The following is an 18,397-nucleotide window of genomic DNA, read 5'->3' as shown; positions in this document are numbered from 1 at the left end:
AGCCGTCGCGCTGCCCATGGCAAGACCGGGCTGGGGTGGTTCGGCAAGCTCGTGGTACCGCTGGTCGCGCTCGCGTTGGTCGCGGGCTTCTCCATCTACGACAATGCGGCGGACGGCGCGGACGAGCCCGGATCCAAGGGCACGATCAGCTTTGGCTACATCCCTTCGTGGAGCGACGGTCGCAGCACCGCCTTCCTGCTGAAGAACCGTCTCGAGGAGATGGGCTACAAGGTGGAGCTCACGGGCATGAATGATGCGGCAGTGCTCTACGCAGGTCTTGACCGTGGCGACGTCGACCTCTACCCGTCCGCCTGGCCCGAGGTCACCCACGCGGACTACATGAAGAAGTACTCGTCGAACATCGATGACATCGGCACCTACTACGACGGGGCCAAGCTGACCCTGGCCGTGCCCAGCTATTCAAAGCTCAAGTCGATCGAGGACCTGAAGGGCAAGTCCAGTCAGTACGGTGGCCGGATTGTGGGCATCGAACCCGGGGCCGGTCTGACCAAGGCCACCAAGACCCAGGTGATCCCCCAGTACGGGCTGGACGAATACAAGTTGGTCACCTCCTCGACGCCCGCCATGCTCACGGAGGTCCAGAAGGCCACTGCCGCGAAGCGCGACATCGTGGTGACCCTGTGGCGTCCCTTCTGGGCCAATGGCAAGTTCGAGATGCGAGACCTCGAGGATCCCAAGGGCGCTCTCGGCAAGGCCGAGGGACTGCACTTCCTGGGCAAGAAGGGCTTTGCCGACGAGTTCCCGGAGGCGGCTGAGTACATCAGCCAGGTCAAGCTGGACGACAAGGAGTACAACTCCCTGGAGGACACCGTGGTGAACAAGTACCCGGAGGGCCAGGAGCCCAAGGCCGTCGATGACTGGCTGGCCAAGAATCCGGATGTGCTTCCTGCCGTGGAGAAGTGATCCGTGCAGCCCCGGCTGCACTGTGATCAACACCGCGGGATTCGTCCAACATCGTGGGAGAGGGGTTCCCGGCCCAATGGGCCGGGAACCCCTCTCTGTGTCTGATGGAAGAACCGGGGGCACTCAGCCCAGGACATGGCCCAGGTTGAGGAACACGGTCTCTCCGTTGTTGTCGTCCACGCCGTCATTGTCGGTGATGACGTGCAGGTCACCCCGGGCGTCGACGGTCATGCCCTCCAGCTTCTCCTGCGTCCAGCCCTTGGTTGCCTGCAGGTGGGGGAGGACGTCGACGGCAAGCTTCTTGGTGAGCAGCGGCAGCTCCTGCCCCTCGGCGACTCCCTCGCCGTCGATCTTCACCGTGTAGATCCGCTTGATGCGGGCGTCGGGGCCGTTGGGCTTGTCGCTCTCGATGACCGCCAGGGTCTTCTCGTCGACGAGGTGGATCTCGCTCAGGCCAGTCCAGTCGCCCCTCACGTCGGTGGCCTGCGGCTGGTAGCCGTAGAAGCTCCACTGGCCGGTCGTCACGTCGTAACAGCCAATCCGGGTGACATCCTCGCCCTTGGCCTCGCGCTGCATGGCGACGTAGAGCACCTTGCCGTCGCGGGTCCCCGTGACGCCCTCGATGCCCTGCTTGCCGAGCTTGGCGGCATAGCCCTCGGGCAGCTTGACCTCGCGCAGCACGGCCCCCTTCGCATCGGTCTCGACGAGCATCTTCTCGGGGGGCCTTGGCACCCTCGATGCCCAGCCAGAAGCCCGAGCGGTCGCGCTTGAGCCAGATGCCCTCGACGTCGTAGCAGGCCTGCTTGCCGTCCTTGGTGACCGGCAGTTCGCGGGTGATCCGCGCAGGCTTGGCCTTCTTGCCCTTGCCCTGCGAGCCCTTGGCGTCGATCCCCAGGATGCTGGTGTCCTTGTAGGCGGCGTCCGTGGCACTCCACAGCCTGCCTGGCTTCTTCGGGTCTGCGGTCAGCGCGCCCAGTGCACCCCAGGCGATGCCATCGGTGGCGGTGAACTGCGGGTAGGCCGTCTTGGCCTTGCGGCTGAACTGGTAGGTCTGCAAGGTGGCGCGAATGTTCTTCTCGGCCTTGTCCACCTCGCTGGAGACCACCAGGAGGTTGCGCGAGGGCACCGGCAACAGGCCCTCGGGGCCATTGGTGGAGCGCAGCATCTGCAGGTAGCGGGGCTTGCTGGGCCGGGTCACGTCGTAGACGGCGACGACATTGGCGCGTTCGGACCCGACGAAGGCGTAGCGCCGGCCGTTGAAGGTGGCCACGGCGAGGCCTTCCGGCTCCACACCCTTCTTCGCGGCGCGCCCTTCGGGCCAGTGGCCGTTGGCGATCACCTGCTGTTCCAGGCTGTTGCCGGCATCCCAGGTGACCTTGCCATCGTGGGGGTCGAAGATGGTCCAGCCGCGAGTGCCGCCCAACCAGGCGCCCTCATTGGAAGTCGCGACGTGGCGGCCATCCACCCAGCCGATGCTGTCGGGTTCGCGCGGTGCAGTGATGCTGCCCGTCGGGTCGATCACGCCGTCCTTCTTGGTGTCCACGCCGTCGACGGTGACGGTGCCAGCGCTGAAGTGGTTGAGCACCTTCTGGCCGCGCGGGTCGATGATGGCGACGTGGTTGTTCTCCTGCAGGGTGGGGGCACCCGGCTGCCGTCGGGGCTGAACTTGACGTACTCGGGCTCGGGATCGTCAGCGGCCATCATGCCCTGCAGCCCGGTCAGCTCGGTGCGCTTGACCTGCCGGTCGGCCACCTCACCACGCAGGTCGATCGAGGCCAGGAAGCGGGCGGGGAGCTGCGGGAGGGCACCCTCGTCGAGCCCCTCGGGGGTGAACTCCTCGTCGCGCTGGTTCTCGACGGCGATGGCGGCCCATTCCCCGTCGGGGCTGATGTCGATGGAGTCGGGCTGGCCGCCCAGGTCGATCTCGCGAAGGAGCTTGCTGCTCGTCAGGTCGAAGACCATCAGGCTCCCCGTGGGGGCGGCCACCATGCCGCAGGTCAGGGCGGTCACAGCGGCGATGCCGAGGCCGCGGTGCAAGAGTGGGGGTACACAGGAACTCCTGGGCGTGTGGTCTGGTCGGCCCCAGTGGGGGTGTACCCGGCATGGGGGCGGGCACATGGAACCGGCGGCCAGCCAACCACTGGCCGGTGAACCCCGGGCGACGCACAGGGGCTCGCACGGTGAACGACGCGGCGAGGAGGCACCGGTAGCCTTGCCCTCATGCCGATCACTCCGGAACACGTCGGACGCAGCTATCCGCCCACTGCCCCCTACCGCATCAGTCGCGCCAAGATCGCCGAGTTCGCGGCCGCGCTCGGTGGCAGCGAGGGGGGCGACACCAATCCCGCCTATGCCGGTGAGAACCCCATGGCGCCGCCCACCTTCGCCATCGTCATCGGCGCCCAGGCCTGGGATGCCCTCTTCGGCGACGAGGAACTCGGCCTGGCCCTGATGCGCACGATGCATGCGGACCAGCGCTTCGACTGGGTCCGTCCGCTGCGGGAGGGCGACGATGTCGTCGCGCAGCTGACCATCGACAAGGTCCGCAACCGCGGCAACACGGACATGGTCTCGATCAGTGTGGCGCTGAGCACCGTCCAGGGTGAGCCGCTGTGCACCGCGAGCAGCCAGTTGATCCACACCCGTCCGCAGCAGGAGGAGCAGGCATGAGCTTCGACCCGTCCACCGTTGCTGTCGGGGACCAGCTCCCCTCCCTCGAGGTGCACATCACCCGCGAGCGCATCGTGCGCTATTCCGGCGCCTCGACGGACCTGAACCCGATCCACTTCAGTGACCGGCACGCCCGGGCCATCGGACTGCCCGGCGTCGTTGCGCACGGCATGTGGACGATGGGCACTGCGCTGCGCGTCGTGACGGACTGGTGCGAGGACCCCTCCCGCGTGCAGTCCTACTTCGTGCGCTTCACTCGCCCCATCCAGGTCCCCGATGACGACGAGGGCCTGCTGGTGCGCTTCGGTGGATCCGTCGCGCAGGTTGCCGAGGGCACGGCACTTGTGAACCTGGAGGCCATCTGTGGCGACGACAAGGTCTTGGGAGCCGTGAAGGTGGAGGTCAGGCTGTGATCGAACCGTTCGAGACGCAGGAGAGCTGCAGCACGGAGCACGTGGAGCTGGACTCCGGTCAGGAGGCAGGGACTTCCTCACCACTGCTGCGGGAACACACGACCTTCCGGCTGGGCGGTCCGGCACGCAAGCTGGTGGTCGCCACCACCGAGGCGGAACTCATCGAGGCGGTCAGGGCAGCGGACCGGGCCGGCGAGCCGCTCCTGGTGCTGTCCGGAGGTTCCAATCTCCTGATCGGCGACGCGGGTTTCGACGGCACCGTGGTCAAGGTCGCCACCAGGGGCATCAGCGCCGACGTCTCCGGGTGCGGCGGGGCGGTGGTCACCGTGGCGGCAGGCGAGGTGTGGGATGACTTCGTGCAACACGCCGTCGAGCAGGAGTGGTTCGGCATCGAGACGCTGTCCGGGATCCCCGGGCTCGTGGGCTCGACTCCGGTGCAGAATGTCGGCGCCTATGGCAGCGACGTCTCGCAGACCGTGTACCGGGTGCGCACCCTGGACCGCGTCACGGGGGAGTACCGCACCTTCACCAATGGGGAGTGCGGCTTTGCCTACCGGGATTCGGTCTTCAAGCAGACCCGAATGCCCGAGGGAGGCCCGACGGGCCGCTATGTCGTCCTCGAGGTGATCTTCCAACTGGAGCTGGGCAGCCTGTCCGCCCCGATCCGCTACCAGGAGCTGGCCACCCGGTTGGGCCTCGAGGTGGGGCAGCGGGCCCCCATCCGTGCGGTCCGCGAGGCAGTGCTCGGTCTTCGTCGCGGCAAGGGCATGGTCAGTGATCCGGCTGACCATGACACGTGGAGTGCCGGCAGCTTCTTCACCAACCCGCTGCTCGATGCGGAACAGGCTTCCGCCCTGCCTCCCGAGGCGCCGCGCTTCCCACAGCCAGACGGCCGGATCAAGTCATCGGCGGCGTGGTTGATCGATCACGCGGGCTTCCCGAAGGGCTTTCAGGTGAGTCCGCGAGCCAGCCTGTCCACCAAGCACACGCTGGCGCTCACGAACCGGGGCGAGGCCCGTACGGCGGACGTTGTGGAGCTCGCCCGAACCATTCGCGACGGCGTGTCCCAGCGATTCCACGTGGTCCTGCTGCCCGAGCCGGTCCTGGTGGGTTGCTCCCTGGACGAGTGAGACCAACCACCCTCCCACAAGCCATTCAACCACTGGGATTTCTTGCTGGGCGGGGCTGAAGAAGGCCTGATCCAGATCCGTGGGGTGGCCGCCTGAGGAGGTTCTTCCAGCTCGCCCGTCCCGTAGGCTGGTGGACCAAGCGGTTTCATGAGCAGGGTGACACCCCGACGCGAATCCGTCGGAACAGACTCGGGGGAGTGAAGATGGACAAGCAGCGGCAGGGCCACACGGTGGTCCTCGACGGCGTCAGGATCAGTCCGATCTCCTGGCGCCAGACCGTCGACCACGTGATGACAGAGCTGGACGCGGGACGCGGTGGGCTCTTGCTCACGGCCAATGTGGACATCATGTACCAGCTCAGCCAGCCCGAGAGCGGTGACCTCGCGGACAAGGCCACCGTGGTGGTCGCCGACGGGATGCCTCTGGTCTGGGCCTCGCACCTGCAGGGCACCCCGCTTCCCGAGCGGGTCACCGGTGCGGACCTGGTCTGGCACCTCTCCGAAGAGGCGGCCGTGCAGGGGCGGCGGGTCTTCCTGCTGGGTGCAGGGCCCGGTGTGGCGGAGCGGGCGGGCGCCGAGTTCGTGCGCCAGAACCCGGGGCTCCAGATCGTCGGCACCGACTGCCCGCCCAAGGGCTTCGAGTCCGACGAGCAGTACATGACCGGACTCCTGGACCGGCTGCAGGCTGCGGCGCCTGACCTCGTCTTCGTCGCCCTGGGCTTCCCGAAGCAGGAGCGGGTGGCCCTGCAGTTGTTGGAGCACCTGCCGAAGACCTGGTTCATGGGTTGCGGCGGGGCGCTGGACATGGCGGCCGGGGAGGTTCCGCGGGCGCACCCCGTGCTGCAGGACATCGGCGCCGAGTGGCTGCACCGCCTCTTCCAGGAACCACGACGGCTCGCGCGTCGTTATCTGGTTGATGACGTGCCGTATGCTCTTCGTCTGGTGTCGAGTGCAGCGATCGGGCGTCTCAAGCGTTCCCGCTGAGTCTCGATTCGACTCGGTGGGGCAAAGCGCCTACACTTTTCATCTTGGTGGCACCTACGGGTGACGCCGGGGATGTCGGGTGACCGGCATCGAAGGGCAATAGCTCAATTGGCAGAGCAGCGGTCTCCAAAACCGCAGGTTGGGGGTTCAAGTCCCTCTTGCCCTGCGAAGCAGGTTTCTACCTGCTGACCAGTCCAGGCCCCATCAGGGCGAGTACGTCGATCCGAGAGGGTCACCGAGACAAGCCGAGAGGCGCGAACGAAGGAAGACCGTGGCCGACGACCAGACGCGCAAGTCATTTGACGACGCCGGGGATGAGTCGGGCCAGACCTTCGAATCCCACGGCATTGAAGACCAGGCCGACGGCCCCTCGGGTGAGAATCTCTCCCGGCACGGTGGTTCCACCGAGGCCGCCGAGATCCCCGCAGACATCTTTGACGATGAGGCCGAGGAACTCGCGGCCGAGCCCGTCGAGGACCAGACGCCCGGGCATGCCGACCCTCAGGATGTCGTGATCGACGACCAGCAGCAGCTGGCCGAGGCGGAGGCTGTCGCGGCTCGTGCCCGTTCCTCTCGCCCCGTGCGTCGCCAGCGCAGCTCGGCTGTCGAGGAGACGCAGGAGGAGCAGGGGCTCGCCGAGGAGTCGGAGGCGCAGGTTGCATCCGAGTCCGTCGAGGCCCCTCGGCAGTCCATGCCGCGCCCTGTTCGTCGTCCGGTCAAGCGCGACCAGTCGTCCGAGGAGCGGGTCTCCGCGCCGGCCAAGCGTCGCGAGAAGAACGTCGAGCGTTCCGCGAGTTCCGGTCAGGTGGCGCACAGGCGGACGACGCCCGCCGCCTTCGTCGGCCAGTCCGCCGCCGAGCTGCGCAAGGTCATCTGGCCCACCAGCTCCCAGCTGAGTCAGTACTTCGTGGTGGTCCTGCTGTTCGTCCTGTTCATCGTTGCCTATGTCGGTCTTCTGGACCCCGCCTTCGGCTGGGTCCTGCTGAAGTTCCTCGGCAAGTGACAAAGTCCAACCATCGGAGAATCACGTGACCAATCACCCTGAATTCGACGAGCCCGTCGAGGAGACCCCGGAGATCGAGATCGACCTCGGGCAGCTCGACGACGCCGAGGACACCGAGGCTCCGGAGCAGGAGCTCAACCTGGACTTCGGCGACGACATCGCCGATGAGGCGGACAAGATCGAGCTGAACTTCGGCGACGACGAGGAAGAGGCCTCTGCGGAGGAGGGTTCCGTGGAGCCCGATGAGGATGCCGACGCCGCACTGGAGGCTGCCCTCGAGGAGCTGCGTCAGGAGCTGCGCACCAAGTTCGGCGAGTGGTACGTCGTGCACACCTACTCGGGCATGGAGAATCGTGTGAAGCAGAATCTGGACGCCCGCGTCCAGACGCTGAACATGGAGGACTTCATCTTCGAGACCGTCGTGCCCACCGAACAGGCCGTCGAGATCCGCAATGGTGCCCGCAAGACCGTGACCCGCACCGTGCTGCCCGGCTACGTGCTGGTGCGCATGGACCTGACCGATGAGTCCTGGTCCACCGTGCGCCACACCCCGTCGGTCACCGGCTTCGTGGGTCAGGCCCAGAATCCCGTGCCGCTGAGCCTGGACGAGGTGGAGAGGATGCTGACGCCTTCGGTCATGGCCCGCGTCGCGTCCGAGCAGACCACCCCCACGCCGCGCACGCGCAAGAAGGTGGAGGTCGTGGACTTCGCCGTCGGCGACTCCGTCCAGGTGACCGATGGTCCCTTCGCGGGCGTCCACGCCACCATCACCGAGATCAACGTGAACAGCCAGCGGCTCAAGGCGCTGGTCGAGATCCTGGGTCGTGAGACCCCGGTCGACCTCACTTTCCCGCAGATCGCCAAGATCTAGTTCACGTCGGGGCCCGGCCGCCAGGCGGACCCCTGCACAACCGGGTCACACATCCCGTGTGACCAAGCCAAGAAAAGGACCCAACACATGCCTCCCAAGAAGAAGGTAGCGGCGCTCGTCAAGGTGGCGCTGCAGGCGGGTGCAGCCACTCCCGCCCCGCCGGTCGGTACCGCCCTCGGCCCGCACGGCGTCAACATCATGGAGTTCTGCAAGGCGTACAACGCCAAGACGGAATCCCAGCGCGGCAACATCATCCCCGTTGAGATCACCATCTACGAGGACCGCACGTTCACCTTCATCACGAAGACCCCTCCGGCCGCTGAGCTGATCAAGAAGGCTGCCGGCCTGAGCAAGGGCTCCGCGGCTCCGCACAAGGACAAGGTGGGTAAGCTCACCGCCGACCAGGTGCGCGAGATCGCCACGACCAAGCTCCCCGACCTGAACGCGAACGATGTCGAGGCTGCGATGAAGATCGTCGCCGGCACCGCCCGTTCGATGGGCGTCACCGTCGAGTGACGTCCCTTCGTGCGGGAGCCTCCCGCATGAACCCCTGGCAGGGCCGGCGCGGCCCGTACCAGACCTGGTGGATCAGCCCGCGAGGCTGACTGCATTCGAGAACCAAAGGAACCAGTCATATGAAGCGCAGCAAGGCCTACACGGCCGCAGCCGAGAAGCGTGACGAGAACGAGCTCTACTCCGCCGAGCAGGCGTTGGAGATCGTCAAGGGCAATGCCTCGGCCAAGTTCGACGAGACGATCGACGTCGCCATGCGACTCGGTGTCGACCCCCGCAAGGCGGACCAGATGGTCCGTGGCACGGTGAACCTCCCGCACGGCACCGGCAAGACGGCAAGGGTCCTTGTCTTCGCCAATGGTGCGAATGCCGAGGCCGCTCGTGCAGCGGGTGCCGACGAGGTCGGCTCCGACGAGCTCATCGAGAAGGTGGCTGGCGGCTACCTCGACTTCGATGCCGTCGTCGCCACCCCTGACCTGATGGGCAAGGTTGGCCGCCTCGGCCGCGTGCTCGGCCCCCGTGGCCTGATGCCGAACCCGAAGACCGGCACGGTCACCATGGACGTTGCCAAGGCCGTCAGCGACATCAAGGGTGGCAAGATCGAGTTCCGCGTCGACCGCCACGCCAACCTGCACCTGCTGGTGGGCAAGGCTTCCTTCGATGCCCAGCAGCTCGTCCAGAACTACTTCGCCGCCCTGGATGAGATCCTGCGTCTCAAGCCGAACGCGTCGAAGGGCCGTTACATCCAGAAGATCACCGTGTCGTCAACCATGGGCCCCGGTGTCCAGGTCGACCCCACCAAGGTGAAGCCTGCCGAGCAGGCCTGATCCGCAGCGATCCACACGAACTGCTCCCCGTCGGCCTGGCCGGCGGGGAGCAGTTCGGTTCTGCTTGGTGCCGTGAAGCCTCTCCTGAACAGGGAGAAGGCCCGGTCCCCCCCCCCGAGAGATGGGACCGGGCCTTCAGCCGACTCGTCGAGCTTGTGATCAGGCGGGACGCACCGCACTGTAGAAGCGCATCTGGCTCATCGGAACCTTCTTGACGTTCTGGCCGGTGCGCGGCGCGTGGATGATGTAGCCATTGCCGACGTAGATGCCGACGTGGCCGCCGCCGTAGAAGCCGACGATGTCGCCCGGCTTCAGGCTGGACTTGCTGACGCGCTTGAGGCCGCCGAGCTGTGCATGGCTCGTGCGCGGAATGCTCTTGCCGGCGGAACGCCAAGCGGCACCGGTCAGGCCGGAGCAGTCATAGGAGCTGGGGCCGGTGGCGCCATAGCGGTAGGGCTTGCCGATCTGCGAGTAGGCGAAGGAGACCGCGCGGGTGCCCTTGCTGGAGCTGCTGGAGTAGCTGCTGGTGACGGCGGAGCGAGCCGTGCTGGCCTTCTTCACGCTGACCCGCTTCGCGCCTGCACCCACGCGCAGTGCGTGCAAGGTCGAGCTGTTCACGGAGCCAACCGCCGAGAGCTTGCGTGAGGCCTGGTACTTCTTCAGCTGGGTGCGGGTGGCAGGGCCGAAGTAGCCGGTGTCGCTCACACGGTAGCCAACCTGGCTGAGCGCCCGCTGCAGGTGCTTCACGGACTTGCCCTTGGAGCCGTACTTGACATAGGTCGTGATCTGACGGGCGTTCTGCTTCGAGCAGGGCGTGCTCAAACGTGTCGTGCTGCAGCGCAGACCGGCCGCCTCGGCCGGGGCGGTGGCGCCGGCGAAACTGCCGAAACCGACGGCTGCAGAGGCCGTGACGGCCATCAGGGACTTGGTGAGGTTGCTCATGAAAATTGTTTCCCTTGAATGTTGGTCGGTCCCGCTGCCCGCAGGGCTGCCTGGTCCGGTCGTCTTTCGCGGTATCCCCGGTACGGGGTGACTCCGGCAGACTACGTGTCTGAGCGTTCTTCACCAACTCTCAGGCTCGGTTAAGGTTTCGGTGACTGTGCGCGTGTTCCTGCCTCGATGGCGAATTTGTCGGCGTGGCAAGCGATTTCGCTGACAATGAAGTCATGGTGTGATGTTTGTCACACCCTGGGGCGTGAGTTGCGTTGGCGTGATTTGGTTTCGCGTGACACCTGCCCTAGAGTTGAAGGGCCGAAGACCGCTGGTAGTGACGAAAGCCATCTCGAGCAATCGAGAGGGCGCCCGCGCAGGTGACCGCAGTACGATTCCCAGGTTCGACACCTCAGGTGTCAGTCCCGGAAGTTGCCCCGCGCCACTTGTGTGCCGGGGCTTTTTTGATGCCCTGGTGTCTCCCTTGTGGGTCAACGGTCGAGGCAAAGGCATTCCCATCTCTTGAGGTGGGAGGCATCAACAGGAAGTGGGAAGGAGACCCAATGGCGAGGCCAGACAAGGCAGCTGCGGTCGACGAGCTGAAGCAGAGCTTCACGAACGCCGACGCAGCCGTGCTGACCGAGTACCGCGGACTCACCGTGAGCAACCTGAAGGAACTGCGCAGGTCGCTCGGTGGAGACGCCACCTACGCCGTTGCGAAGAACACCCTGACCACGATTGCGGCCAAGGAAGCCGGTATTGAGGGGCTCGACGCCCAGCTGACCGGCCCCACCGCCATCGCCTTCATCAACGGTGACATCGCCACCGTTGCGAAGGGTCTGCGCGACTTCGCAAAGGCCAACCCTCTCCTGGTCATCAAGGGCGGCGTCATGGACGGAAAGGTCCTTGACGCCGACGAGGTCAAGAAGCTTGCTGATCTCGAGTCGCGTGAGGTCCTCCTCGCGAAGCTCGCGGGTGCCATGAAGGGCGCTCCCCAGCAGGCTGTCCAGCTGTTCGCCGCTCCACTCGCCCAGGCCGCTCGTGCCATGGGTGCGCTGGAGACCAAGGCTCAGCAGGACCCCTCGATCATCGCTGGTGCCGGTCAGGCACCAGCGGCTGACCAGGACGCCCCCGAGGCCACCTCGGAGGCACCCGCCGCTGATGCGGCTGACGCAGCTGACGCTGCTGAATAACACCAACGCGGCATCAGACGCTGCATCAGACAGAAAAACGAAAGGACCATCATGGCCAAGCTCAGCACCGAAGAGCTCCTTGACGCTTTCAAGGAGATGACCCTGATCGAGCTCAGCGAGTTCGTCAAGCAGTTCGAGGAGACCTTCGAGGTCACCGCCGCTGCTCCGGTTGCCGTTGCCGCCGCTCCCGCGGCCGGTGGCGCTGCCGGTGGCGAAGCCGCCGAGGAGGCCTCGGACGAGGTCGACGTCATCCTCGAGTCGGCTGGCGACAAGAAGATCCAGGTCATCAAGGAGGTGCGCGCCCTGACCTCCCTCGGCCTGAAGGAGGCCAAGGACCTCGTTGAGGGTGCCCCCAAGGCGATCCTGGAGAAGGTTGGCAAGGACGCTGCTGCCAAGGCCAAGGAGCAGCTCGAGGGCGCCGGCGCCACCGTCACCGTCAAGTGACTTCTTCCCGCCACGCTCGCTGAGTGTGACGCGACGCTGAATGATCGCCATCGGGGCGGCCGGGAATCCGGCCGCCCCGATGGCGTGTCGGGGGGACTGATGCACGGTTGCGTGCGCTCGCTCCAGCGGGTCGGTGGCAGTCGCCGCGCCGGTGAAAGTAGTGTCCTCTCCATGAATCCGCGTGTGCTGGTCGTCTATGGAACCCGTCCCGAAGCAGTCAAGGTCGCCCCATTGGTTCGGCTGCTGAAGCAGTCCTCCACCCTCGACTGCGTCACGGCTGTCACGGGGCAACACCGTGAGATGTTGGAGCAGGTCAATGCCGTATTCGGGATCCAGCCCGACCATGACCTGGCCCTGTTCGAGCATGGACAGTCGCTCAACAAGCTTGCCTCCAAGGTCTTCGGGGCCATGGATGCCCTGATCGATGAGGTGCAGCCGGACGCCATCCTGGTGCAGGGCGACACGACGACCGTCGCGATTGCCGCCATTGCCGGCTTTCACCGGCAAGTCCCGGTGGTCCACCTCGAGGCTGGGCTCCGGTCTGGCAACATCGACTCGCCCTTCCCTGAGGAGGCGAACCGCAAGCTGGCAGGCCAGGTCGCCCGACTGCACCTGGCCCCCACTCCGGACGCCGCCCAGAATCTGCTGGGGGAGGGGGTCGATCCGGCCAGCGTGGTGGTGACAGGGAATACCGTGATCGACGCCATGCTGGAGACTGCGGAGCTGCCCAGTGAGTTCAGTGATCCGGCCCTGGTCGACGTGGTCGAGTCCGGTCGACGGGTCGTGGCACTGACGGTCCATCGTCGGGAGAACCTCGGCGCCCCCATGGAGCACATTGCAGAGGCAGTCGCTCGTATCGCCGACACCTACCCCGAGGCAAGCATCGTGTTCCCGATGCACCGCAATCCTGCGGTTCGAGCCACGATGCTCCCCGTGTTGGAGAAGCACTCGAATGTGCTCACCATCGAGCCACTCGACTATGTGCAGTTCATCCATCTCCAGAAGGCCTCCCACATCGTGCTCACGGACTCGGGCGGCGTCCAGGAAGAGGCCCCCAGCCTCGGCAAGCCCGTTCTGGTGCTTCGTGAGAACACGGAGCGACCGGAGGCCGTGACGGCGGGTACCGTTCGCCTCGTGGGAACCGACGCAGATCGCATCGTGCAGGAGGTGGGTCGCCTGATGGACGATCCCGATGCCTACGCGGCGATGGCTCAGGTGGCCAATCCCTATGGGGATGGCAAGGCGGCCGAGCGAGCAGTAGCCGCCATCGAGCACCTGCTCGGCGTCGGGGAGCGGCTGCCAGACTTTGTGCCCAGCACAGGGTCATGACACCGTCGTCGGCCGTGGAGCACAGGCATTCCGTGGCTGGAGTAGAATCCGAGAAGTCTTTTTCGCTAGGAGTGGTTGTGGATAGTCGAATTGTTGTCGTGGGTCTCGGGTACATCGGGCTGCCCACCGCCGCCGTGCTGGCTCGTGCGGGGCTGGACGTGGTGGGTGTCGATGTCAGTGACCGGCACGTCGACGCCGTGAACCGGGGTGAGTTGCCCTTCGTGGAGGAGGGGCTGGGTGAGGTCGTCGCGGAGGTCGTCAAGGCCGGGAAACTGACCGCGACGAAGGAGATGCCGAAGGCGGATGTCTACATCATCGCTGTCCCCACTCCTTTTGCCGAGGGCTACAAGGCGGACCTGAGCTACATCGATGCGGCCACGGCAGCGATCGCGCCGCAGCTGGAAGGTGATGAGCTGGTCATCCTGGAGTCCACGTCCCCGGCCGGGACCACGGAGCACATCCGTGAGGTCTTGCTGGAGTTGCGTCCTGAGCTGACCGATGTGCAGTTCGCCCACTGTCCCGAACGAGTGCTTCCGGGGCGGATCATGGTCGAAATGGTCAGCAATGATCGCATTGTCGGAGGACTCACTCCGGAGGCTGCCCAGCGGGCCTGTGACCTGTATGCCACCTTCTGCCAGGGCGAGCTGCACCAGACCGATGCGACCACGGCGGAGATGGCCAAGCTGACGGAGAATGCCTTCCGTGACGTGAACATTGCCTTCGCCAACGAGCTGTCGCTGATCAGCGACAAGCTGGGCATCGACGTGTGGGAGCTGATCGAGCTGGCGAACAAGCATCCGCGGGTGAATGTCCTGCAGCCTGGCCCGGGTGTGGGTGGGCACTGCATTGCGGTTGATCCGTGGTTCATCGTCTCCAGCACTCCGCAGGAGGCCCGCCTGATCCGTACGGCGCGTGAGGTCAACGACGGAAAGCCCGAGTGGGTCATCGAGCAGGTCCGCAAGGCTGTCGAGGCTCGTCCCGGTGCGGTGGTGGCCTGCCTCGGTCTGGCCTTCAAGGCCGACATCGATGACCTGCGTGAGTCCCCGTCGGTCCACATCGTCGAGGAGATCGGCAAGCGCTTCCAGGACCACGAGGTGCTGGCCGTGGAACCGCACATCGAGGAACTGCCCAGCAAGTTGGCATCGGCCGGAGTGGCACTCGCCTCGCTGGAGGACGCTCTGGCGCGGGCACAGGTCCTGGTCCTGCTCGTGGACCACACCGCCTTCAAGTCCATCGATGTCCAGGCGCTGCAGGGGATCGAGCTCATTGACACGAAGGGTCTCTTCCGCATCGCGCGATGACCTTGCGTGGAATGCTCGCCGGCCGGAATTCCCGGCCGGCGAGCCCCTTTGTGGGGGAGTGTCGGGCGGCGCGGTCGCCACACAGCCCAAGGTCTTTGCCTCGGCGGCGCCAGACGGTACAGTTGCTGTCACTCGGGCGGGGTTCGCGTCGCACTGTGGCGGCGCTTGAACCGAATGGGTCCAGGGCATTGCTGTGCGCCCGTGTTGATTTCCTGACGATCTTCACGTAGTGTGATTTCTTGCCCCATCGCCAAACTGTCGACCCGTGACTTGACTCGGGTCGTTCTGCATGCAAAGAACCCTTTCCGAGTTCTTGGAAGGACCAACTATCTTGGCCGCCTCGCGCACTGCGTCGAAGAACACGAATGTCGTCTCCACCAGCGGACGAATCTCCTTCGCGAAGATCCATGAACCGCTCGAAGTCCCGAACCTGCTCGATCTCCAGACGAAGTCCTTCGACTGGCTGATCGGCAACGAGGCCTGGCGCGCAAGCGTCGACGAGGCCCTCGCTGCGGGACGCACCGATATCAACACCAAGTCCGGTCTGGAGGAGATCTTCGAGGAGATCTCACCCATCGAGGACTTCTCCGAGACCATGTCGCTCAGCTTCCGCGACCACCGTTTCGAGAGCCCCAAGTACTCCGTGGAGGAGTGCAAGGACCGCGACGTGACCTACGCCGCGCCGCTCTTCGTCACCGCCGAATTCATGAACAACGACACTGGCGAGATCAAGAGCCAGACGGTCTTCATCGGCGACTTCCCCTTGATGACGGACAAGGGCACGTTCGTCATCAACGGCACGGAGCGCGTCGTCGTCTCCCAGCTGGTCCGTTCCCCGGGTGTCTACTTCGAGCAGACCCCGGACAAGACGTCCGACAAGGACATCTTCACCTGCAAGATCATCCCGTCGCGCGGTGCGTGGCTGGAGTTCGAGGTCGACAAGCGCGACATGGTGGGCGTGCGCCTCGACCGCAAGCGCAAGCAGAACGTCACCGTGCTGCTCAAGGCCCTGGGCTGGACCGATGAGCGCATCCTCGAGGAGTTCAGCGAGTACGAGAGCATTCGCCAGACCCTGGAGAAGGACCACGTCTCCACCCAGGACGAGGCCCTGCTGGACATCTACCGCAAGCTGCGTCCCGGCGAGCCGCCGGCCCGTGATGCCGCCGAGGCGCTGCTGAAGAACTACTACTTCAACCCGAAGCGCTATGACCTGGCCAAGGTTGGTCGTTACAAGATCAACAAGAAGCTCGGCCTGACGATGCCCTTCGACCAGCAGGTGCTGACCGTCGACGACATCGTCGCCGCGATCCACTACGTCGTGGCCCTGCACGAGGGCGAGACCGAGATCGAGCGCGATGGCGCCCAGATCATCGTCGAAGAGGATGACATCGACCACTTCGGCAACCGTCGTCTGCGCACGGTGGGCGAGCTGATCCAGAACCAGCTGCGTACCGGTCTCGGCCGCATGGAGCGCGTCGTGCGTGATCGCATGACGACCCAGGACATCGAGGCGATCACGCCGCAGACCCTGATCAACATCCGTCCGGTCACCGCAGCGCTGAAGGAGTTCTTCGGAACCTCCCAGCTCTCGCAGTTCATGGACCAGAACAACCCGCTTGCCGGCCTGACGCACAAGCGTCGTCTGTCCGCGCTGGGCCCGGGTGGTCTGTCCCGTGACCGTGCCGGCATGGAGGTTCGTGACGTCCACCCGTCGCACTACGGCCGCATGTGCCCCATCGAGACCCCTGAAGGCCCCAACATCGGCCTGATCGGCTCGCTGGCCTCCTTCGCCCGGGTCAATGCCTTCGGTTTCATCGAGACCCCCTACCGCAAGGTGGAGCAGGGTAGCGTCACGAACCAGATCGACTACCTCACTGCGGATGAGGAGGACCGTTACGTCATTGCCCAGGCCAACGCCGAGATTGACGAGAACGGCCGCTTCGCCGAGGAGCGCGTCCTGGTGCGCATCAAGCACGGTGACGTCGACACGGTTCCGCGCGATGACGTCGAGTACATGGACGTCTCCCCGCGCCAGATGGTCTCCGTGGCCACGGCCCTGATCCCCTTCCTCGAGCACGACGACGCGTCGCGTGCCCTGATGGGTGCCAACATGCAGCGCCAGGCGGTCCCGCTGGTGCGCAACGAGGCTCCCTTCGTCGGCACCGGCATGGAGTACCGCTCGGCCATCGACGTCGGCGACGTCACCGTGGCCGCCAAGGCTGGTGTCGTGATGAGCGTCTCCGGTGATCTGATCGACATCGCGTGCGACGACGGCACCTACCAGACCTACCAGCTGCAGAAGTTCAAGCGTTCCAACGCCGGCACCTGCATCAACCAGCGTCCGCTGGTCACCCAGGGACAGCGGGTCGAGGTCGGTACCCCGCTGGCCGACGGCCCCTGCACCGACGGTGGCGAGATGGCGCTGGGCAAGAACCTGCTGGTTGCCTTCATGAGCTGGGAAGGCCACAACTACGAGGACGCGATCATCCTGTCGCAGCGCCTCGTCCAGGACGACGTCCTCACCTCGATCCACATCGAGGAGCACGAGGTCGACGCCCGCGACACCAAGCTCGGCCCGGAGGAGATCACCCGGGACATCCCGAATGTCTCCGAGGAGATGCTGGCCAACCTCGACGAGCGCGGCATCATCCGCATCGGCGCCGAGGTCGGTACCGGTGACATCCTGGTCGGCAAGGTCACCCCGAAGGGCGAGACCGAGCTGACCCCCGAGGAGCGCCTGCTGCGCGCCATCTTCGGTGAGAAGGCCCGTGAGGTCCGCGACACCTCGATGAAGGTGCCCCACGGCGAGACCGGTGTGGTCATCGGCGTGCGCGTCTTCGACCGCGAGGAGGGCGACGAGCTGCCGCCCGGCGTGAACCAGCTGGTGCGCGTCTACGTCGCCCAGAAGCGCAAGATCCAGAATGGTGACAAGCTCGCCGGCCGTCACGGCAACAAGGGCGTCATCTCCAAGATCCTGCCCGTCGAGGACATGCCCTTCCTGGAGGACGGCACCCCCGTCGACATCGTGCTGAACCCGATGGGTGTTCCGTCGCGAATGAATGTCGGCCAGGTGCTGGAGAACCACCTGGGGTGGATCGCCAAGACCGGTTGGGACATCGAGGGTGTCGAGGGGGAGTGGGCCGAGCGCCTGCGCGATGTCGGCCTGGGACACGTGGACGGCAACTCCCGTCTGGCGACCCCCGTCTTCGACGGTGCCAACGAGGCCGAGATCGCGGGCCTGCTGGAGCACGGCATCCCGACGCGTGACGGCGACCACCTGGTGGACGCCGACGGCAAGGCACAGCTCTTCGACGGCCGCTCCGGCGAGCCGTACCCGGAGAAGGTCGGCGTCGGCTACATGTACATGCTGAAGCTGCACCACCTGGTGGACGACAAGATCCACGCCCGTTCCACCGGCCCGTACTCGATGATCACCCAGCAGCCGCTGGGCGGCAAGGCGCAGTTCGGTGGCCAGCGCTTCGGTGAGATGGAGGTGTGGGCCATGGAGGCGTACGGCGCCGCCTGGGCCCTGCAGGAGCTGCTGACCATCAAGTCGGACGACGTTCCCGGCCGCGTGAAGGTCTACGAGGCCATCGTCAAGGGGGAGAACATCCCCGAGCCCGGCATCCCGGAATCCTTCAAGGTTCTGGTCAAGGAGATGAAGTCGCTCTGCCTGAACGTGGAGGTCCTCTCCAGCGACGGCACCGTGGTGGAGCTTCGCGACAGCGAGGACGACTACCGCTCCGCCGAGGAATTCGGCATCGACCTCTCCCGTCGTCCCGGCAGCGACTCCTTCGCGGCCGTCGACGAAGTCTGAGTACCCAGGGCGCGCAACGCCCTCACCCGGTGGGCCGGCCGCGATGCCG

General features: G+C 65.7%; 17 protein-coding genes, 1 tRNA gene and 1 pseudogene. 15 read left to right on the top strand and 4 right to left on the bottom strand.

The genetic code is table 11. From position 1 onward, the window contains the following. Positions 1–51 precede the first annotated feature (51 nt). Complete coding sequence (locus EDD41_RS17420) at positions 52–924, top strand: glycine betaine ABC transporter substrate-binding protein (RefSeq protein ID WP_245995725.1); 873 nt, start codon at positions 52–54, stop codon at positions 922–924. A 123-nt stretch (positions 925–1,047) separates the two neighbouring features. On the opposite strand, the gene EDD41_RS05525 is transcribed toward EDD41_RS17420, so the two are convergent. From EDD41_RS05525 to EDD41_RS05520, 3 genes and pseudogenes are all read right to left on the bottom strand, one after another. Beyond that, the gene (locus EDD41_RS05525; protein ID WP_148060482.1) at positions 1,048–1,656 is read right to left on the bottom strand and encodes an esterase-like activity of phytase family protein; all 609 of its coding nucleotides are present in this window, start codon (positions 1,654–1,656) and stop codon (positions 1,048–1,050) included. A 52-nt stretch (positions 1,657–1,708) separates the two neighbouring features. Next, positions 1,709–2,089: pseudogene (locus EDD41_RS18110) on the bottom strand (hypothetical protein); the annotation flags it as partial. 353 nt (positions 2,090–2,442) lie between these two features. Then, positions 2,443–2,934 carry a YncE family protein gene (locus EDD41_RS05520; protein ID WP_148060481.1) on the bottom strand — a complete coding sequence of 164 codons (492 nt, stop codon included), beginning with the start codon at positions 2,932–2,934 and terminating at the stop codon, positions 2,443–2,445. A gap of 210 nt (positions 2,935–3,144) precedes the next feature. Here EDD41_RS05520 and EDD41_RS05515 point away from each other — a divergent pair, with 210 nt between their 5' ends. From EDD41_RS05515 to rplA, 9 genes are all read left to right on the top strand, one after another. Then, positions 3,145–3,594 (top strand): FAS1-like dehydratase domain-containing protein, encoded by a 450-nt coding sequence (locus EDD41_RS05515; protein WP_094763844.1) that lies wholly within the window; start codon positions 3,145–3,147, stop codon positions 3,592–3,594. Beyond that, a complete protein-coding gene (locus tag EDD41_RS05510) occupies positions 3,591–4,007 on the top strand; it encodes a MaoC/PaaZ C-terminal domain-containing protein (RefSeq protein WP_123575216.1) in 417 nt (138 codons plus the stop codon). Before EDD41_RS05515 ends, EDD41_RS05510 begins: the two co-directional genes overlap by 4 nt. Continuing rightward, the gene (locus tag EDD41_RS05505; protein WP_123575215.1) at positions 4,004–5,137 is read left to right on the top strand and encodes a UDP-N-acetylmuramate dehydrogenase; all 1,134 of its coding nucleotides are present in this window, start codon (positions 4,004–4,006) and stop codon (positions 5,135–5,137) included. Before EDD41_RS05510 ends, EDD41_RS05505 begins: the two co-directional genes overlap by 4 nt. 203 nt (positions 5,138–5,340) lie before the next feature. Then, complete coding sequence (locus tag EDD41_RS05500; protein ID WP_123576872.1) at positions 5,341–6,120, top strand: WecB/TagA/CpsF family glycosyltransferase; 780 nt, start codon at positions 5,341–5,343, stop codon at positions 6,118–6,120. 93 nt (positions 6,121–6,213) lie between these two features. After that, positions 6,214–6,286, top strand: a tRNA-Trp gene (locus EDD41_RS05495). 105 nt (positions 6,287–6,391) lie between these two features. Next, positions 6,392–7,123 (top strand): preprotein translocase subunit SecE, encoded by a 732-nt coding sequence (secE, locus tag EDD41_RS17415; protein WP_245995543.1) that lies wholly within the window; start codon positions 6,392–6,394, stop codon positions 7,121–7,123. Positions 7,124–7,148: 25 nt separating this feature from the next. Further along, positions 7,149–7,994: a transcription termination/antitermination protein NusG gene (gene nusG, locus EDD41_RS05485; RefSeq protein ID WP_123575214.1), complete on the top strand. Its 846-nt coding sequence runs from the start codon at positions 7,149–7,151 to the stop codon at positions 7,992–7,994. An 87-nt stretch (positions 7,995–8,081) separates the two neighbouring features. Further along, a complete protein-coding gene (gene rplK / locus EDD41_RS05480) occupies positions 8,082–8,510 on the top strand; it encodes a 50S ribosomal protein L11 (protein ID WP_094763848.1) in 429 nt (142 codons plus the stop codon). Positions 8,511–8,629: 119 nt separating this feature from the next. Then, on the top strand, positions 8,630–9,334 hold the full coding sequence (gene rplA / locus EDD41_RS05475) for a 50S ribosomal protein L1 (protein WP_123575213.1): 705 nt from the start codon (positions 8,630–8,632) through the stop codon (positions 9,332–9,334). 159 nt (positions 9,335–9,493) lie between these two features. On the opposite strand, the gene EDD41_RS05470 is transcribed toward rplA, so the two are convergent. Beyond that, a complete protein-coding gene (locus tag EDD41_RS05470; protein ID WP_123575212.1) occupies positions 9,494–10,276 on the bottom strand; it encodes a C40 family peptidase in 783 nt (260 codons plus the stop codon). Positions 10,277–10,827: 551 nt separating this feature from the next. Here EDD41_RS05470 and rplJ point away from each other — a divergent pair. From rplJ to rpoB, 5 genes are all read left to right on the top strand, one after another. Continuing rightward, positions 10,828–11,457 (top strand): 50S ribosomal protein L10, encoded by a 630-nt coding sequence (rplJ, locus tag EDD41_RS05465; protein ID WP_094763851.1) that lies wholly within the window; start codon positions 10,828–10,830, stop codon positions 11,455–11,457. A 51-nt stretch (positions 11,458–11,508) separates the two neighbouring features. Further along, the gene (gene rplL, locus EDD41_RS05460) at positions 11,509–11,901 is read left to right on the top strand and encodes a 50S ribosomal protein L7/L12 (protein ID WP_123575211.1); all 393 of its coding nucleotides are present in this window, start codon (positions 11,509–11,511) and stop codon (positions 11,899–11,901) included. Positions 11,902–12,072: 171 nt separating this feature from the next. Then, a complete protein-coding gene (gene wecB / locus EDD41_RS05455; protein ID WP_123575210.1) occupies positions 12,073–13,230 on the top strand; it encodes a non-hydrolyzing UDP-N-acetylglucosamine 2-epimerase in 1,158 nt (385 codons plus the stop codon). Positions 13,231–13,328: 98 nt separating this feature from the next. After that, the gene (gene wecC / locus EDD41_RS05450) at positions 13,329–14,531 is read left to right on the top strand and encodes a UDP-N-acetyl-D-mannosamine dehydrogenase (protein ID WP_281273092.1); all 1,203 of its coding nucleotides are present in this window, start codon (positions 13,329–13,331) and stop codon (positions 14,529–14,531) included. A 331-nt stretch (positions 14,532–14,862) separates the two neighbouring features. Next, a complete protein-coding gene (gene rpoB / locus EDD41_RS05445) occupies positions 14,863–18,348 on the top strand; it encodes a DNA-directed RNA polymerase subunit beta (RefSeq protein WP_123575208.1) in 3,486 nt (1,161 codons plus the stop codon). Positions 18,349–18,397 lie beyond the last annotated feature (49 nt).

Source organism: Luteococcus japonicus (genome assembly GCF_003752415.1).
Taxonomy (GTDB): Bacteria; Actinomycetota; Actinomycetes; order Propionibacteriales; family Propionibacteriaceae; genus Luteococcus; species Luteococcus japonicus.
Note: the sequence above shows the minus strand (reverse complement) of the source record. Positions and strands in the feature narration are given on the sequence as shown.

Bases quoted from the DNA above. Each gene is read 5' to 3' on its own strand.
- EDD41_RS05515 (WP_094763844.1), top strand. From the start codon at position 3,145: ATGCCGATCACTCCGGAACACGTCGGACGCAGCTATCCGCCCACTGCC.
- EDD41_RS05510 (WP_123575216.1), top strand. From the start codon at position 3,591: ATGAGCTTCGACCCGTCCACCGTTGCTGTCGGGGACCAGCTCCCCTCC.
- EDD41_RS05500 (WP_123576872.1), top strand. From the start codon at position 5,341: ATGGACAAGCAGCGGCAGGGCCACACGGTGGTCCTCGACGGCGTCAGG.
- rplK (WP_094763848.1), top strand. From the start codon at position 8,082: ATGCCTCCCAAGAAGAAGGTAGCGGCGCTCGTCAAGGTGGCGCTGCAG.
- rplA (WP_123575213.1), top strand. From the start codon at position 8,630: ATGAAGCGCAGCAAGGCCTACACGGCCGCAGCCGAGAAGCGTGACGAG.
- EDD41_RS05470 (WP_123575212.1), bottom strand. From the start codon at position 10,276: ATGAGCAACCTCACCAAGTCCCTGATGGCCGTCACGGCCTCTGCAGCC.
- rplJ (WP_094763851.1), top strand. From the start codon at position 10,828: ATGGCGAGGCCAGACAAGGCAGCTGCGGTCGACGAGCTGAAGCAGAGC.
- rplL (WP_123575211.1), top strand. From the start codon at position 11,509: ATGGCCAAGCTCAGCACCGAAGAGCTCCTTGACGCTTTCAAGGAGATG.
- wecB (WP_123575210.1), top strand. From the start codon at position 12,073: ATGAATCCGCGTGTGCTGGTCGTCTATGGAACCCGTCCCGAAGCAGTC.